General features: G+C 58.9%; 17 protein-coding genes. 4 read left to right on the top strand and 13 right to left on the bottom strand.

What is annotated here, in order from left to right:
• Positions 1–18: 18 nt before the first annotated feature.
• Both AC1RRC_RS19860 and AC1RRC_RS19855 read right to left on the bottom strand, forming a co-directional pair.
• The gene (locus AC1RRC_RS19860) at positions 19–714 is read right to left on the bottom strand and encodes a nitroreductase (RefSeq protein ID WP_493057248.1); all 696 of its coding nucleotides are present in this window, start codon (positions 712–714) and stop codon (positions 19–21) included.
• A 6-nt stretch (positions 715–720) separates the two neighbouring features.
• Complete coding sequence (locus tag AC1RRC_RS19855; protein ID WP_493057247.1) at positions 721–1,590, bottom strand: DMT family transporter; 870 nt, start codon at positions 1,588–1,590, stop codon at positions 721–723.
• Between the two features lie 401 nt (positions 1,591–1,991).
• Here AC1RRC_RS19855 and AC1RRC_RS19850 point away from each other — a divergent pair, with 401 nt between their 5' ends.
• Entirely contained in the window at positions 1,992–2,549 is a 558-nt protein-coding gene (locus AC1RRC_RS19850; protein ID WP_493057246.1) for a phasin family protein, read from the top strand.
• A gap of 159 nt (positions 2,550–2,708) precedes the next feature.
• Here AC1RRC_RS19850 and AC1RRC_RS19845 read toward each other — a convergent pair whose 3' ends face one another.
• From AC1RRC_RS19845 to AC1RRC_RS19810, 8 genes are all read right to left on the bottom strand, one after another.
• Positions 2,709–3,587, bottom strand: coding sequence for an alpha/beta fold hydrolase (locus AC1RRC_RS19845; protein ID WP_493057245.1), 879 nt, complete (start codon positions 3,585–3,587; stop codon positions 2,709–2,711).
• The gene (locus AC1RRC_RS19840; RefSeq protein WP_493057244.1) at positions 3,584–4,609 is read right to left on the bottom strand and encodes a M14 family zinc carboxypeptidase; all 1,026 of its coding nucleotides are present in this window, start codon (positions 4,607–4,609) and stop codon (positions 3,584–3,586) included. Before AC1RRC_RS19840 ends, AC1RRC_RS19845 begins: the two co-directional genes overlap by 4 nt.
• A 140-nt stretch (positions 4,610–4,749) precedes the next feature.
• On the bottom strand, positions 4,750–5,472 hold the full coding sequence (locus AC1RRC_RS19835; protein ID WP_493057243.1) for an ABC transporter ATP-binding protein: 723 nt from the start codon (positions 5,470–5,472) through the stop codon (positions 4,750–4,752).
• A complete protein-coding gene (locus tag AC1RRC_RS19830; protein WP_493057242.1) occupies positions 5,472–6,254 on the bottom strand; it encodes an ABC transporter ATP-binding protein in 783 nt (260 codons plus the stop codon). Before AC1RRC_RS19830 ends, AC1RRC_RS19835 begins: the two co-directional genes overlap by 1 nt.
• Positions 6,255–6,261: 7 nt before the next feature.
• Positions 6,262–7,479 carry an ABC transporter permease subunit gene (locus AC1RRC_RS19825; protein ID WP_493057241.1) on the bottom strand — a complete coding sequence of 406 codons (1,218 nt, stop codon included), beginning with the start codon at positions 7,477–7,479 and terminating at the stop codon, positions 6,262–6,264.
• Between the two features lie 10 nt (positions 7,480–7,489).
• Complete coding sequence (locus tag AC1RRC_RS19820; protein ID WP_493057240.1) at positions 7,490–8,419, bottom strand: branched-chain amino acid ABC transporter permease; 930 nt, start codon at positions 8,417–8,419, stop codon at positions 7,490–7,492.
• Positions 8,420–8,796: 377 nt separating this feature from the next.
• A complete protein-coding gene (gene ispH / locus AC1RRC_RS19815) occupies positions 8,797–9,744 on the bottom strand; it encodes a 4-hydroxy-3-methylbut-2-enyl diphosphate reductase (RefSeq protein WP_493057239.1) in 948 nt (315 codons plus the stop codon).
• A 9-nt stretch (positions 9,745–9,753) separates the two neighbouring features.
• A complete protein-coding gene (locus AC1RRC_RS19810) occupies positions 9,754–10,209 on the bottom strand; it encodes an FKBP-type peptidyl-prolyl cis-trans isomerase (protein ID WP_493057238.1) in 456 nt (151 codons plus the stop codon).
• A 179-nt stretch (positions 10,210–10,388) separates the two neighbouring features.
• Here AC1RRC_RS19810 and radC point away from each other — a divergent pair, with 179 nt between their 5' ends.
• The 3 genes from radC (at position 10,389) to rpmG (ending at position 11,651) form a co-directional block, all read left to right on the top strand.
• The gene (gene radC, locus AC1RRC_RS19805; protein WP_493057316.1) at positions 10,389–11,063 is read left to right on the top strand and encodes a RadC family protein; all 675 of its coding nucleotides are present in this window, start codon (positions 10,389–10,391) and stop codon (positions 11,061–11,063) included.
• Between the two features lie 169 nt (positions 11,064–11,232).
• Positions 11,233–11,469, top strand: a complete 237-nt coding sequence (gene rpmB, locus AC1RRC_RS19800; RefSeq protein ID WP_093559101.1) for a 50S ribosomal protein L28 — start codon at positions 11,233–11,235, stop codon at positions 11,467–11,469.
• A 14-nt stretch (positions 11,470–11,483) separates the two neighbouring features.
• Complete coding sequence (gene rpmG / locus AC1RRC_RS19795) at positions 11,484–11,651, top strand: 50S ribosomal protein L33 (RefSeq protein ID WP_154371792.1); 168 nt, start codon at positions 11,484–11,486, stop codon at positions 11,649–11,651.
• Between the two features lie 56 nt (positions 11,652–11,707).
• Here the strand turns inward: rpmG and AC1RRC_RS19790 are convergent, their stop codons facing one another.
• The 3 genes from AC1RRC_RS19790 to AC1RRC_RS19780 all read right to left on the bottom strand — a co-directional run bounded on the left by AC1RRC_RS19790 (position 11,708) and on the right by AC1RRC_RS19780 (position 15,397).
• Positions 11,708–12,520 carry an SPFH domain-containing protein gene (locus AC1RRC_RS19790; RefSeq protein ID WP_493057237.1) on the bottom strand — a complete coding sequence of 271 codons (813 nt, stop codon included), beginning with the start codon at positions 12,518–12,520 and terminating at the stop codon, positions 11,708–11,710.
• A 209-nt stretch (positions 12,521–12,729) separates the two neighbouring features.
• A complete protein-coding gene (locus tag AC1RRC_RS19785) occupies positions 12,730–13,929 on the bottom strand; it encodes a DesA family fatty acid desaturase (protein WP_493057315.1) in 1,200 nt (399 codons plus the stop codon).
• Between the two features lie 151 nt (positions 13,930–14,080).
• A complete protein-coding gene (locus AC1RRC_RS19780) occupies positions 14,081–15,397 on the bottom strand; it encodes a mechanosensitive ion channel family protein (RefSeq protein WP_493057236.1) in 1,317 nt (438 codons plus the stop codon).
• Between the last annotated feature and the right edge of the window lie 44 nt (positions 15,398–15,441).

The raw sequence follows: 15,441 nt of genomic DNA, 5'->3' as shown, positions 1-15,441 counted from the left end.
CGGCAAACCACAGCTTGTCTAGTCCACAAATTTTACGAAGTTGGCTAACGATTCACGTTCAGTGACCAGCGTGTTTTCAATCTTATTATGGTCGGCGTAGCCCAGCGACATGCCACACACGACCATTTCATTATCCGGCAAATCCAGCACCGCACGAATAATAGTGTGGTATTGCGTAAACGCTGCTTGCGGACAGGTGTCCAGGCCCCGTCCGCGCGCCGCCACCATGATGTTTTGCAAGAACATGCCATAGTCCAGCCACGAGCCCTGCTCCATCACCCGGTCGATGGTAAACATCAGGCCGACCGGCGCATCGAAGAAGGCGTAATTGCGGCCGTGCTGGGCAGCCATGCCGGCCTTGTTGTCGCGGGCCAGGCCCAGCAACTTATATAAATCCCAACCGACTTTGCGGCGCCGGTCGATGTATGGCGACTGCCATTCCCGGGGGTAGTACGCATATTCTTCGGTGTGCTGCTGCGCCAGCGCCGGATCCGCATGGGCGGCCAGGATACGCGACGTCAGTTCCTGCTTTTTTTCGCCCGTCAGCACATACACTTTCCATGGCTGGGTATTGGTCCCGGAGGGGGCGCGCGCCGCCACATCGAGGATTTTTTCAATGTCTTCCCGTGCCACCGGAGTGGGCAGGAAAGCGCGGATCGAGCGGCGGGATGTGATGGCGGCATCCACCGCCTGCTGGTCGGGTGTGGAAATCATAGAGTTTTATTTAGTTTGTTTCACGACAAAGAACACCCCGGTCACGGCCAGCGCCATGCCGGCCACGCCCAGGACGCTGAACGCTTCGCCAAACATCAGCCAGGCCATCACGGCCGTGGTTGGCGGGGTCAGGTACAGCAGGCTGGTGACCTTGGTGGCGTCGCTGCGGCGGATCAGGGCAAACAGCAGGAAGATCGCGGCAATAGACAGCGCCAGCACGGCCCAGGCCAGCGCGCCCAGGAAGCGCGGCGTCCATTGTATGTCAGAGAATTCCTCAAAGTACACGGCAAACGGCCACACCACGATGAACGACGCGGCAAACTGGATGATGGTGCCGGTGCGTAAATCAAATTGCGGGCAAAAGCGGCGCTGGTACATGGTGCCGGCCGTGATCGACAGCAGTGCGAACACGCACAGCGCAATTGCGGCAAACGACAGCCCGATCATGGTGATCTTGGCATACACCACCAGCGCCACGCCAGCCAGGCCGAATACCAGCCCCAGCCACTGGCGCGGCCGCACCGATTCGCCGATCAGCCGCGCCGACACCGCCGTCAAAATCGGCTGCATGCCCACGATCAGCGCCGTGACGCCGGCCGGCATGCCCAGCTTAATGGCGACCCATACGCCCGACAAATAGCCGGCCTGCAACAAAATACCGGCCAGCGCCACATGGCCGACCTGGCCGGCCGGCCACGGCGCTTTCATGATCAGCACGGCCGGCCCCAGCAGCGCCAGCACACCGGTAAAGCGCAGCAGCAGGAACATCAGCGGCGGCGCATAGGGCAAACCAAACTTGGCGACAATGAAACCGGTGCTCCACAAGAACACGAAAAAGACGGGAATGGGCGAAAAGAAGGAGGCAGGCCGGGACATGTGCAACCAGGAGTGTGAAAAAGGACGATGCAGCGGGAATGACAACACCGGGGGGATGAGTCTAGCATGGGGGAAAAATCGGCGCGGATTGCCGCAGCAAACCACATTGCAACACAATCGTCATTTCCATGCTGCAAGTGCAGCATGACCGTTCTATTTTTTGCAACACCACATGGCGCCAAGGCCGCGCCATTGCTTGCACTCGGCAAGCTTCACGCCCTTAAAATTGTGCTCAGTAGATACCTTTGTGCAACGCACAAAAATCGCTTGACTTAAAAATTGAAGTCCGTAAAATCGGCCTTGTTGCGATGCACCATTCACTACCCCCGGCCTGAATCACCAGACGTAAAGTTGTTGACTACAGGTATAACCGCTTGATCCACTCAAAACTGGAGATTTACATGTTTGCTATTCCTGAGCAATTTTCCAATGCCACCAAAGCTAATTTCGAAAGCCAATTCGCGATCTTCTCGTCGCTGACCAACAAAGCGTTCGAAGGCGTGGAAAAACTGGTGGACCTGAACCTGAGCGCCGCCAAAGCGTCGCTGGAAGAGTCGTCGATCGCCGCCAAGCAACTGCTGGCCGCCAAAGATCCACAAGAATTCTTCTCCCTGACCGCTGCCCAAGCTCAGCCGACCGCTGAAAAAGCCATCGCTTACGGCCGTCACCTGGCAGCGATCGCTTCCGGCACCCAAGCTGAATTCACCAAAGCCGCTGAAACCCAAATCGCAGAAACCAACCGCAAAGTCATTTCGCTGGTTGACGAAGTGAGCAAGAACGCCCCAGCCGGCACCGAAAACGCGATCGCCCTGCTGAAATCGACCCTGGGCAACGCCAGCGCCGGTTACGAGCAGTTCACCAAAACCGCCAAGCAAGCTTCGGAAGCCATCGAAACCAACCTGAACGCCGCTGTGAACCAGTTCGCCGCTGCCGCCGCCAAGGTTACGCCGAAGAAGTAATTGAATGAAGCTTCCGGCCCCTGCCCTGCAGCAGGCGGCCGGATCCGCTGACGCAAGGTCTCCTCGGCATCCGTGGTGTCCTCTCAAGCGGATGTCCTTCACTGCCCCGGCTTCGTCCGGGGCTCTTTTTTTGTGCGCGCGGTTTTTGGTGGACGCCCGTCAGGGGACACCTTTCGCGGCCGCCATCCAGCCGGCCACCTGCTCCGCCACCCACGCTCCCTCATCAAGCGGCAAATCATGCCCGGCCTCCGGGTGCGACCGCAAGGTCACCTGCCATGCCTGCGCCAGCCGTTCCGAGCAACGCGGATCGACCAGCCGGTCGCGCGCGCCATTCAAGATCAATAACGGTCCCCCATTGCCCGTAACCGGCGCGCGATAGCGGCTGGCCGCCAGCAACTGGCGCAGCGCATTGACGCGCGTGACCGGGCACTCCCGCTGCCAGGCCTGCCATTGCCGCCGCAATGCCGCATCGTCGCCATGGCGCGCGCTGGTCAGGCGCAAAATCAGCGCTTCGCGGCTGGCAGGATCGCCGAACGCCAGTTCGCGCACGATGGCCGGGTAATTACGCCAGCGCAGGCGCTGATAGAACGGACTGAACGGACGCATGCTCGTGTTGATCAGTACGCAGTGGGCGATTTCCTCCGGATAACGTGCACGCCATTGCGTGGCCACCATGGCGCCCAGAGATAATGCCAGCACATTCACCGGGCCGCTGATACCACGAGCCTGCAAATCCGCGCGCAATGCCGCCACCATGCCATCGACCGTGGCCGGACTGATTTCATGACTGCGGCTGCCATTGCCGGGCAGATCCGGCGTGAGAATGACACTGCCCGGCAGCGCCGCCCGCAATTGCGCGGGAAAGCCACCCCAGTGGCGGCGTTCGCGCACCAGGCCGCGCAACAGCACCCAGACGTGCGCACTGCGCGCCCCGGCCTGCTGCGCGCCGGGATCATGCGGCATGCCGCGCACGGCGGCGCTGTCCGCCGGCATGCGGCCGGCGCCATCGGCCCGGGCCGGTCCAAGTGCGGTCGTCATCCGGCGCCCACCCCGTACCACCGCGCCAGGGCCCGCTTGCGCTGCGCCAACCGCCCCAGGTCATCGGGCAGCCAGCGCGCATGCGCCGCCACCGCCCGCATCAAGAACTCGAACCACATCAGGTGGCTGCGCAAGACCCGCTGCTGGCGGTGCAGCAAGGTGGGATTGAACGCGCCCAGCCGGGAAAACAGCTGGCGCGGATTCTTTTTCACCCACAGCCACGATCCCATTTCCAGGGTCAGCGGCAAGAACAGCGTTTCCGCCCGGCGCGCCGCTTTCAGGTACAGGTAATCCCACAAATCGCCATGAGTGCGGTATTGCAGGCTTTGCGGCTCGAACGTGTACGGATGGTGCGGATAGCTGCCGGTGAATAACTCTTCCAGCGCGGCGATTTCCGGCAAATGGGTGATCGGCGTGCGGGTATGGGCATGGGGGAACCAGATACGGTCGCGCAAGCCGAAGCCGGAATGGCAATCGAGCGTCAGGCTGAAGCGGCGCGGCAGCAATTCGCGCTCGACCACCGCACACACGGCGCGGCTCTCGGCTTCCATCCGCGCGCCAAAGCGGCCCCGGTACCACGGCAAGTGGGATGACAGGCGCTGCCCTCCCAACAGCATGGGCACCCGTTCGCTGGCCTGCACCGGCGAGTTGCGCATCAAGTCGACGCCTTGCGGATTGGCGCGCGTGGCCAGGTACATGCCGCCCGGGTTCACCAGCGGCATCAGCACCAGCCGGATTTCCGCCAATTGGCGCTGCAACACCTCATCCCAGCGCAGGCGCGCCACCAGCGATTGCAGGAAAGACAGGATGACCTGGGTGCCGATGCGCTCCAGGCCGTGGATGCCGCCAAACAGGCCCAGGGCGGGCGCGTTGGGATCGGTGCTGCCGAGCGTCAGCACATGGACGGGAAACTGCCGGCTGTCGGCGGCCACCGTGCAAGCGGTTTCCACCGTCAGCCATGGCCTGCCCTCGTCGATCAACTGTTCCAGCAAGTCCAGTTCGGGCAGGGATTTGACGGGCATGGCCGGCGCTTCTCCATCGGAGGGGAAGCGCCAGTATAGAGGAACCGCCGCCATTCCCGCACCGAACTTTGGGGCCTGGCCCCTTTAGCACTATCGTGCGATGTAGTGGCGATAGCAAAGAACCCGGATGAAAGCGTACTTTATTCGCCCAGGTAGGCGGCTTTCACGCGCGGGTCGTCCAGCATGTCTTTCGCGTTGCCCGTCATCGTCACCAAGCCCGATTCCATCACGTAGCCACGGTGCGCCGCCTGCAGCGCCAGCTTGGCGTTTTGCTCCACCAGCAGGATCGTGATGCCCTCTTTCGAGACATTGCGGATCACTTCGAAGATCTTGTCGACCATAATCGGCGACAAGCCCATCGACGGTTCATCGAGCAACAGCAGGGTTGGATGGCACATCAGCGCGCGCGCCATCGCCAGCATCTGCTGCTCGCCGCCGGACAAGGTGCCCGCCAGCTGGCCGGCACGCTCTTTCAGGCGCGGGAAGATGTCGAACCACTTGGCGATATCGGCCTCGATGCCCGCCTTGTCATCGCGGGTGTAGGCGCCCATCTGCAGGTTTTCCACGATGGTCATGCGGGTGAACACGCCGCGGCCTTCCGGCACCATCGCCAGCTTTTGCTCGACCAGGTGGAACGATTGCGTCCCCTTGAGTGACTTGCCCAGGTACGACACCGTGCCTTCGACCTTGCAGGCCGGCAGGGTGCCGGTAATGGCTTTCAGGGTGGTGGTCTTGCCGGCGCCGTTGGCGCCGATCAGGGTGACCAATTCCCCCTTGTTGACTTCCAGGTCGATGCCCTTGACGGCCTTGATGCCGCCATACGCCACCTTCAGGCCCGAAACCTTCAATACATTGTCCGACATCAGTGCGATCCTCCCAGGTAGGCGTCGATCACCGCCTGATTGCTTTGTATTTCCGCCGGCAAGCCTTCCGCAATGCGCTTGCCGTATTCCAGCACCGTGATGCGGTCACACAGGCTCATCATCATCTTGACGTCGTGCTCGATCAGCAGCACGGTCTTGCCCTGGGCCTTAATTTTCACCAGCAATTCCTTCAGCGCCAGCTTTTCCGTCGCATTCATGCCGGCCGCCGGTTCATCGAGCGCCAGCAATTGCGGGTCGGTCGCCAGCGCGCGGGCGATTTCCAGGCGGCGCTGGTCGCCATACGACAGGAACTTCGAGGTGCGGTTGGCAAACGCGCCGATGCCGACGAAGTCCAGCAATTCCTGGGCGCGGGCACGGATCGACGCTTCTTCCTCGCGCGCCGCCTTGTGGCGGAAAATCGCGCCAAACACGCCCTGATGCGAGCGCACGTGGCGGCCCACCATGACGTTTTCCAGCGCCGTCATTTCACCGAACAGGCGGATGTTCTGGAACGTGCGGGCGATGCCCGCTTTCGCCACTTCATGCGGCGCCGACGGCGAATACGGTTTGCCGGCCAGTTCAAAGGTGCCGGTGTCAGGCTGGTACAGGCCGGTGATCACGTTGAAGAACGTGGTCTTGCCGGCGCCGTTCGGGCCGATCAGGCCATAGATCTGGCCCTGCATGATCTTGATGCCGACATCGGTCAGCGCCTGCAGGCCGCCAAAGCGTTTATTCACGCCGGCGATATTCAACATTACTTGCTCATTGTTCTGCATGCTCATTACTTCCTCACGCTGGCATCACGCCGGACGATTGCTCTTTGGTGTCCGAATCGCCGTCCGGACGGTCTTCGTGCTTGGGCGACGGCCACAGGCCAGCCGGGCGCGTCAGCATGATCACCACCATGGCCAGGCCGTACAGCAGCTGGCGCAGCACTTCCGCTTCGATGATCACGTGGCCGAACAGCTTTTGCTGCAGCGGCTCCACCACGTGGCGCAAGACTTCCGGCAGCGCCGCCAGCAAGGCGCCACCCATGATCACGCCCGGGATGTGGCCGATACCGCCCAGCACCACCATCGCCAGCACGGCAATCGATTCGGTCAGCGAGAACGATTCCGGCGACACAAAGCCCTGGAACGAGGCAAACATCGCGCCGGCAATGCCGCCAAACGAGGCGCCCATCGAGAACGCCAGCAGTTTCACGTTGCGGGTATTGATGCCCATGGCCTTGGCCGCGATTTCATCTTCGCGGATCGCCACCCAGGCGCGGCCCAGGCGCGAATGCTGCAGGCGACTGGTCACGAACACGATTGCAATGGTCAGCACCAGGAACAGGAAGTAATACGCGTTCACGGACGGCATGCCGAAGCCGCCAATAAAGACCGTGGCGCGCGAGCCCGCCTCACCGGCCAGCGACACGCCGAACACGCGGATCGGGTCGATCAGGTTGATACCCTGCGGGCCGTTGGTGAAGTTGATCGGCTCATTCAGGTTATTCATGAAGATCCGGATGATTTCACCGAAGCCCAGGGTCACGATGGCCAGGTAGTCGCCGCGCAATTTCAGCGTCGGGGCGCCGAGGATGGCGCCAAACAGCGCCGCCAGCGCCGCGCCCAGCGGAACGATCACCCACACCGACAGGTGAATGCCGTTGGTGCGGATGTCCTCGCCGAACAGGGCGACCAGCGCATTGCCCAGCGGTTCATAGTTATTGATGACCGATTCCAGCAAGGTCGCAAATTGCGGCGACGCCAGCATGCCCGTCATGTAGGCTCCCACCGCGTAAAACGCGATGTAGCCCAGGTCCAGCAAGCCGGCAAAGCCGACCACGATGTTCAGGCCCAGCGCCAGCATGATGTACAGCAGCGCCAGGTCGACAATGCGCACCCACGAGTTGCCAAATGGGGCCGCCGCGAACGGGAACACGATCAGCAAGGCCAGCACGATGGCCATGCTGGTGTAGGCTTTTTTCGGATCTTTTTGTACGTCGAAATTCAACAGTGCCATGGTGTTCTCCTTACGCGCGGTCCGCCACGCGCTCACCCATGATGCCGGACGGACGCACCGTCAACACCAGGATCAGCACCACGAAGGCGAAGATATCCTGGTAATGCGACCCCAGGAATCCGCCGGTCAGGTCGCCGATGTAACCGGCGCCCAGGCTTTCAATAATGCCCAGCACAATGCCGCCGATCATGGCGCCATAAATATTGCCGATGCCGCCCAGCACCGCGGCCGAGAAGGCTTTCAGGCCCGGCACGAAGCCCATGGCAAACTGGATCGACGCGTAATTCGCGCCCCACATCACACCGGCCACGGCCGCCAGGCCGGCGCCGATGGCAAAGGTGGCGACAATCACGCGGTTCGAATCGACGCCCATCAAGCCCGCCACGCGGGGATTTTCCGCCACGGCGCGCATGGCGCGGCCCATCTTGGTTTTTTCCACCAGCATCACCAGGCCAAACATCGCGCAAGCCGCCAGCACCAGCAACAGCACCTGGGTGTGCGAAATCACGGCGCCGCCCAGCATGATCGGGTCGGACGACAGCATTTGCGGGAATGGCAGCGGGTTGCGGCCCCAGATCATCATGGCGAATGTTTGCAGCAGGATCGACACGCCGATGGCCGTGATCAGCGGCGCCAGGCGCGGCGCGTTGCGCAGGCGGCGGTACGCGACGCGCTCGATGACGATGTTGACGATCATGCAGACGGGAATCGCGCCCAGGATGGCAATGGCCAGCTTGACGAAGCCGGGCAGGTCAGGCGCCACATGGTTCAGCAGGTTCAGGATCGTCAAACCCGCCATGGCGCCGATCATCAGCACGTCGCCGTGAGCGAAGTTGATCAGGTTCAGGACACCGTACACCATGGTGTAGCCCAGCGCGACCAGCGCATACATGCTGCCCAGCACCAGGCCATTGATTATTTGTTGGATAAATGTATCCATCGGGGATTGCCTCTTTGTTCGCGTTATATGAGCATCTACTAAGGAGCCGCTACCTAAGTTGCCGCCTAAGCGCCGGCGCATAACAAAAACGGCACCCGGGGAAACAGTCCCCGCGTGCCGCCGTTGATCAGACGCTGTGCGTCTATCTACTGCGTATGCATGTTGCCAAGCGTCCGCAATGATAGCGATGTTTAACAAAAACTAATATCGGAAAAAAATTAAGTTCACAGAATTTAATTTATGTCCAGAGGCGAATCGCGCAAAAAATCACTCAAAAATTGGAAAGACAGCGATTTGCTGGTCCAATCCCTTGGAATTGACGCGGAAATCGGCATAAACGCGCCACGACGCGGCGCGCTTCGTTCCATTTTTTTACATTAAACTGTTGCGTTTTTACCACCTTCGAGCCCCTTGGGCAGAGGGAACGTCACCGCTTCCTGCACGCCATCGAGTGCCCGCACGCTTTTTACACCCAGTTCTTTCAAGCGGTCGATCACGGCTTGCACCAGCACTTCCGGTGCCGAAGCCCCCGCCGTCACGCCCACGCGCAGGCGGCCTTCCAGCCAGGCCGGATTGATGTGGGTGGCATTGTCGACCATGTACGCCGGGGTGCCCATCTTGTCCGCCACTTCGCGCAGGCGGTTCGAGTTCGAGCTGTTCGGGCTGCCGACCACGATCACCACTTCGACTTGCGGCGCCATGAATTTCACGGCTTCCTGGCGGTTGGTGGTGGCGTAGCAGATATCGCCCTTCTTCGGTTCGATAATGTTCGGGAAACGCAGTTTCAAGGCCGCGATGATGTCGGTTGTGTCATCCACCGACAAGGTGGTTTGCGTTACGTACGCCAGCGCATCCGGATTCCTGACCTGCAGCGTTTGCACGTCTTCCACGGTTTCCACCAGATACATGCCCTCTTCGGTCTGGCCCATGGTGCCTTCGACTTCCGGGTGGCCATCGTGGCCGATCATGATGATTTCGCAACCCTGCTTGCGCATCTTCGACACTTCCACGTGCACCTTGGTCACCAGTGGGCAGGTGGCGTCAAAAATCGACAGGCCGCGCGCTTCGGCTTCGGCGCGCACGGCTTTCGAGACGCCGTGGGCGGAAAACACCAGGGTGTTACCGGCCGGAACATCGTCCAGCTCTTCAATGAAAATCGCGCCCTTGCTGCGCAAATCGTTGACCACATACGCGTTATGCACAATTTCGTGGCGCACATAGATCGGGGCGCCAAACTGGGCCAGCGCGCGCTCGACGATTTCAATGGCGCGGTCAACACCCGCGCAAAAGCCACGCGGCTGCGCCAGTAACAGTTCTTTATCCATCTTGAGTCCTTACAGAACCGAAATTAATTTGACTTCAAATTTTACCGGCTGGCCGGCCAGCGGGTGGTTGAAGTCGAAAATCGCATCGTTGTCGCGCAATTCGCGCAAGACACCGGCAAAGCGGCCGCCGCCCGGCGCGGCGAAATCCACCAAGTCGCCGATCTTGTACTCTTCGCCTGGCGGCGAATTCGCTTCCAGGGTGGCGCGCGTTACGGGGCGCACCAATTCAGGATTGCGCGGACCGAAACCGACGCCCGGTTCCAGGTCAAAAGTCTTATGCGTTCCTTCCGGCATGCCCAGCAACAATTCTTCCAGCACAGGGGCCAGTTGCCCCTGGCCCAGCATCAGGGTGGCCGGCGTGCCGTTGAAGGTGGTGACGATATCGGTCCCCTCGACGGTGGCGAGGCGGTAGTGCAAGGTCAGGTAAGCCGACGGCGTAACTACGTTGGGTTGCTCGTTAGACATGATATTTCAAGGTGATTGCCAGGGAATCCGACATTGTAAGCCACCTTGGGCCGCAGCGCCCCGCCGCCGTGGTGGCCAACGCCCTTGCCGCCGCACGCGCCGCCGCGCTGATCTGCTGCAAGCCGGTGTGCGGCGGCGCTCGCCATAATGAAGGCCTTTCTCCCCGCGCGAGGTTCAGCATGGGCATTTCCAACTGGCCACTTCACCAGCGTCCCCGCGAACGGCTGATCCGCGAAGGCGCCCACACCCTGTCCGATGCCGAATTACTGGCTGTTTTCCTGCGCGTCGGCGTGCGCGGCAAGGACGCCATCGCGCTGGCCTATGACGCAGTGGGCCACTTCGGTTCGCTGCAAGGCTTGCTGTCGGCCGGCGTCGACGATTTTTCCGCCATCCACGGCCTCGGCGCCGCCCGTTTTGCCCAACTGCAAGCAGTGCTGGAATTATCACGCCGTGCACTGGTCGAGCAATTGCAAACCGGCATCGCCCTGCACTCCCCGCACGCCGTTAAACAATACCTGCGGCTATCGTTGTCGCACCAACCTTACGAATCGTTTCACGTCCTGTTCCTCGATGTGAAGAACCGCCTGATCGACGCCTGCGAACTGTTCCGGGGCACCCTGTCGCACACCAGCGTCTATCCGCGCGAAGTGGTGCGGGAAGCGCTGCAGCGCAATGCGGCCAGCGTGATGCTGGCCCACAACCATCCGTCCGGCGCGCCGGAACCCAGCGACGCGGATTTGCTGCTGACCCGCGCACTGGGCCAGGCGCTGGCGCTGGTCGATGTGCGCATCCTCGACCATTTTGTGGTGGCCGGCCACCAGGTGCATTCATTTGCTGAACATGGCCAGCTGTGAAGTTGCTTGTTCGTTAGGCAGTTTACCTATGTAAAACAAGAGCTTGCGCCAATTGTTAAATTTCTTAAAAATAGATGACACAGTTGTTTTACGCAAGTCGTTGAAAAACCTAAGTTTTTTCGCTATACTCTCGTTTTTCCAATTTTGGAAGTAACTCAAGGAGTGCGCCATGGCACGTGTTTGCCAAGTCACTGGGAAGAAGCCGATGGTCGGCAACAATGTTTCCCACGCTAACAACAAAACCAAGCGTCGTTTCCTGCCTAACCTGCAGAACCGCCGCATCTTCGTAGAATCTGAAAACCGTTACGTAACCCTGCGTCTTTCGAACGCCGGTCTGCGCACCATCGACAAGGTAGGCATCGACGCCGTCCTGGCCGACATGCGTGCTCGTGGCGAGAAAGTTTAATAGGGAGCTAGATCATGGCAAAAACCGGCCGCGACAAAATCAAACTGGAATCGACCGCAGGTACGGGTCACTTCTACACGACCGACAAGAACAAGCGCACCATGCCAGCTAAAATGGAGATCATGAAGTTCGATCCTAAAGCTCGCAAGCACGTTCTGTACAAAGAAACCAAGATCAAATAATTGATCCTTGTTTCAAAAAGAAAAGCCGCTCACTGAGCGGCTTTTTTATTTGCTACTTATTTACCGTTAGTATTCGCCGGCAAATTAATAAACGGCACCGCTCCACCAGCCATGGTATTCGGCAACTTCCCATCCCATTTCTCAATGGCTTTCGCCTGGTTTTCAATTTCCCGCAAGCGCAGCAACTCCGCTGTCACTTGCTGGCGTTGCATTGCCAGTGATTCGGCCTCGGCTTTGGCACGGGCGATTTTCTGCTGCGCCTCCACTTCAATCCGCTGCAAATCCCGCTCGGCTTTCATTTTCAATTGCTCCGCCGTGGTTTTCGCTTCAATCGCTTCATCAAACGTTTTACTGAAGTTGAAGCTGATAATCGAGAATTCATCGATGACCAGTCCGTGCCGCGCCATACGTTCACGCAATGCCGCCACGATATCGTCACGCACGCCGGCCCGCTTGGAAATCAATTCTTCCGCGGTATAACGGGCCGTCACGGCTTTGACTGCTTCCTGCACCGCTGGAACGATAATCCGTTCGCCAGGTTTATTACCGAGGTCGCGATACACATACACGACCGATTCCGGCTTGACGTGATAATTGATGGCAATGCGCGTGGTCACCCGCTGCAAATCACGGGAAGCCGCATCGCCCTCGCCTTCGCCTTTTTCAATGGCAACGCCAACCAAATGCATGGTTTGCGCCAATGGCCAGCGGAAGTGAATACCTTCGCTATAAACCTGTTCCGACGGTTTACCAAAGGTGGTTATGACACCGCGGTGGCCTGGAGGCACGATCGCAAACGGTGTCAGCATAAATAACACGGCGATCACCACCACGGCCAGCACCAGTTTTTTAATCCATCGGAATTGCATATCTTCTCCATTTCAAAAAAGGCAATGTCTTCATGGTAGCAGAACGATGCGCGCAGGCAATGGTAAAACACGAGGCGTTTAACCGTATTTTAAGTAAGAAATGAGCATGATCGCGCTAATAATTAGCTTAAACAAGGCGGTTGGCCAAATAAAAACGGCCCCGCAGGGCCGTTTTCAAGGAAGCGTTTTAACGCTCGGGGTTTTAATGCTCAGGCATAGCTGCGCAGGCGCAGTGAGAATTCCTGCAGCGATTTAATGCCGGATGCTTCGGCGCGGTCGCACCAGTCTTGCAGCTTGGCCAGTAATTGATCACGGGTGAAATGCGAACGTTCCCAAATCACACCCAGTTCCACCCGCATCGTGTGCATGGTTTCCAGGACTTTGCTGTGCTCAAACAATTCCACCAATTGCTGCTTTTGTGGCGCTTCCAGTTTAGCTGGTTCACGCTGCAGCAATTTACGGGACGATTTCAGGAAACGTGCCTCCAGTTCCGCCTTGTTCAAATGCTGCATTTCATCTTTCCATGCCGCCTTGATGGATTTAGCGTATTTCGCCATCACATCATAACGGTTGGCAATCACGGATTGCAGGGTTTCCAGATCCGCTTCCATTTTGCCTTTCTGGAATTTCGGCTCTGGCGCGACTTTCTTAACTTTTGCCAGGCCCAGGGTTTCCAGAATGCGGATATACATCCAGCCAATATCGAACTCATACCATTTCGACGACAGTTTTGCCGACGTGGCAAACGTGTGGTGATTATTGTGCAGTTCTTCGCCACCAATAATCAGGCCCAATGGAATGATATTGGTTGCCGCATCGGCGCAATCGTAATTACGATAGCCCCAGTAGTGACCAATGCCATTGATAATGCCGGCCGCCGTGACGGGAATCCAGATCATTTGAATGGCCCAGACGGTAATACCAATAACGCCGAACAGCATTACGTTTACTACCAGCAAAGCGGATACGCCCGCGGCGCTGTATTTGGTATACAGGTTACGCTCGATCCAGTCATTCGGCGTACCGTGGCCGTATTTCTCCAGCGTTTCCTTGTTTTTGGATTCAGCGCGATACAGTTCTGCGCCTTCCCAGAATACTTTTTTAATGCCGCGGGTAACCGGGCTGTGCGGATCTTCTTCGGTATCGCATTTCGCGTGATGCTTGCGGTGAATCGACGCCCATTCCTTGGTGACCTGGCCGGTCGTCAGCCACAGCCAGAAACGGAAGAAATGCGAAGGGATCGCATGCAATTCCAATGCACGGTGCGCCTGGTGGCGGTGCAAATAAATCGTGACGCTGGCAATGGTGATATGCGTCACTGCCATGGTATAGGCAAAAACTTGCCAACCGGACAGGCCCAACAGGCCCGAATCGAGGAAGGCCAGCACTGCTTGTAAACTAGGGATCATTACTGCTCCAGGTAGGGGGATATCGTTCGCGAACTGTTCCAATTGAACAGGCGCGACTTCTCATGTTGGGCGATATTGTACGCCGAAACCGCCCCCCTTGACGATGGATTGCCTGTCAGTACTGATTATTTTTTAGGCGACACGCACTCCATCATGACCCTTCCGGCAACCTTGCAGGACCGATAATGCGCATTTCCCGTTGCGGAAACGGGACGGATATCTGGTGTTCCTGCAACAATTTCCAGATTGCACGATTGACGTCGGAAATCACGCCACCCCGGCCATTTTCCGGATCGGAAATCCACCAGCTGACTTGCAAGTCCAGGCCGTCGGCGCCGAAATTCACCAGGTTGGCTGATGGCGCCTTGTCCTTGACGACCCGCTCCACCGTCAGGGCCGCCTGCTCCAGCAAGCCCAGCGCCAAGTCCAGGTCGGTGTCATAAGCAACAGAAACTTTTGCGCTGAGCAAGACGCTCTTGTTGGTCAGCGTGGAATTCTGCACCGCGCCGGACACCAGCATTTCATTCGGCACAATCGATTCCACGCCATCGAGGCCTTGCAGTACGGTGTAGCGGGTATTGATTTGCATCACGCGGCCACTGAACTTATCGACGGTAATCATGTCGCCGATGGTCAGGCTGCGGTCCAGCAAGATAATGAAACCGGAAACGTAATTGCTGGCAATTTTCTGCAAACCCAGGCCCAGGCCCACGCCCAGCGCCCCGCCAAACACCGACAACACCGTCAAATCGATGCCCACCGCGGACAGGCTCAGCAACACCGCCACGACAATCAGGACCGCGCGGCCAAAGCGCGCCATCACCACCCGCAAGCTCGAGTGCATGGATTCCACCTTCATCAGGCGGTCTTCCATCACGGCACCAACCCACAGCGCCAGCATCAGCATCAGCGCCACGGAGATGGCGGCGCCCAGCACGTCGGCAATCGATACTTTATGTTTGCCCAGCGGCACTTGCGTCTGGTCCAGGTATTGGTACAGGTCACCCCAGGTACCAGTGATGTACAGCACCATGCCGGCCCACACCAGCAACTGGAAAATCTTTTCAAACGTCAGCAAGGTCTGGCCGATCTGGCCATGGCGCGCAAAAATGCGGCGCAACAGTACAAAGGTGAAGCGGATCAGCGCCAGCGACATGAAAATCGGCACCGCCACCTTCAGCAAATGCACTTTTTGCCACTGCCCCAGCGTCCATTGCGCGCTGAACAGTACCGCCACGATGGCAAGCGGCCATACGACGCGCGAAAAGCTTTCCACGCCAAAGGTGGCCATTTCGCTGTCCGGCGCCGCATCCCCCATCCGGGCCGCGACGCGGGCCCGCAGCAGGCGGGAAATCAACCAGCCCAGCAGGATCGCAGTCACCAGCGCACCCAATTGCCACATCAGGCCAGGGTCGCGCATGTCATTGAATAAGTCGGAAATCAGGTTTTTTAGCGGTTCTTGCTTCATTGGCAATGATCAGGATAATAAAAAGGCCGGCTCCAGGCCGGCCT

It is taken from the genome of Pseudoduganella sp. GW821-FHT12E03, from assembly GCF_058807115.1.
The sequence above is the reverse complement of the archived record's forward strand: the minus strand, read 5'-3'. Positions and strand labels throughout refer to the sequence as shown.

Coding starts and splice junctions, on each gene's coding strand:
- AC1RRC_RS19860 (WP_493057248.1), bottom strand. CDS start 714: ATGATTTCCACACCCGACCAGCAGGCGGTGGATGCCGCCATCACATCC.
- AC1RRC_RS19855 (WP_493057247.1), bottom strand. CDS start 1,590: ATGTCCCGGCCTGCCTCCTTCTTTTCGCCCATTCCCGTCTTTTTCGTG.
- AC1RRC_RS19850 (WP_493057246.1), top strand. CDS start 1,992: ATGTTTGCTATTCCTGAGCAATTTTCCAATGCCACCAAAGCTAATTTC.
- AC1RRC_RS19845 (WP_493057245.1), bottom strand. CDS start 3,587: ATGACGACCGCACTTGGACCGGCCCGGGCCGATGGCGCCGGCCGCATG.
- AC1RRC_RS19840 (WP_493057244.1), bottom strand. CDS start 4,609: ATGCCCGTCAAATCCCTGCCCGAACTGGACTTGCTGGAACAGTTGATC.
- AC1RRC_RS19835 (WP_493057243.1), bottom strand. CDS start 5,472: ATGTCGGACAATGTATTGAAGGTTTCGGGCCTGAAGGTGGCGTATGGC.
- AC1RRC_RS19830 (WP_493057242.1), bottom strand. CDS start 6,254: ATGAGCATGCAGAACAATGAGCAAGTAATGTTGAATATCGCCGGCGTG.
- AC1RRC_RS19825 (WP_493057241.1), bottom strand. CDS start 7,479: ATGGCACTGTTGAATTTCGACGTACAAAAAGATCCGAAAAAAGCCTAC.
- AC1RRC_RS19820 (WP_493057240.1), bottom strand. CDS start 8,419: ATGGATACATTTATCCAACAAATAATCAATGGCCTGGTGCTGGGCAGC.
- ispH (WP_493057239.1), bottom strand. CDS start 9,744: ATGGATAAAGAACTGTTACTGGCGCAGCCGCGTGGCTTTTGCGCGGGT.
- AC1RRC_RS19810 (WP_493057238.1), bottom strand. CDS start 10,209: ATGTCTAACGAGCAACCCAACGTAGTTACGCCGTCGGCTTACCTGACC.
- radC (WP_493057316.1), top strand. CDS start 10,389: ATGGGCATTTCCAACTGGCCACTTCACCAGCGTCCCCGCGAACGGCTG.
- rpmB (WP_093559101.1), top strand. CDS start 11,233: ATGGCACGTGTTTGCCAAGTCACTGGGAAGAAGCCGATGGTCGGCAAC.
- rpmG (WP_154371792.1), top strand. CDS start 11,484: ATGGCAAAAACCGGCCGCGACAAAATCAAACTGGAATCGACCGCAGGT.
- AC1RRC_RS19790 (WP_493057237.1), bottom strand. CDS start 12,520: ATGCAATTCCGATGGATTAAAAAACTGGTGCTGGCCGTGGTGGTGATC.
- AC1RRC_RS19785 (WP_493057315.1), bottom strand. CDS start 13,929: ATGATCCCTAGTTTACAAGCAGTGCTGGCCTTCCTCGATTCGGGCCTG.
- AC1RRC_RS19780 (WP_493057236.1), bottom strand. CDS start 15,397: ATGAAGCAAGAACCGCTAAAAAACCTGATTTCCGACTTATTCAATGAC.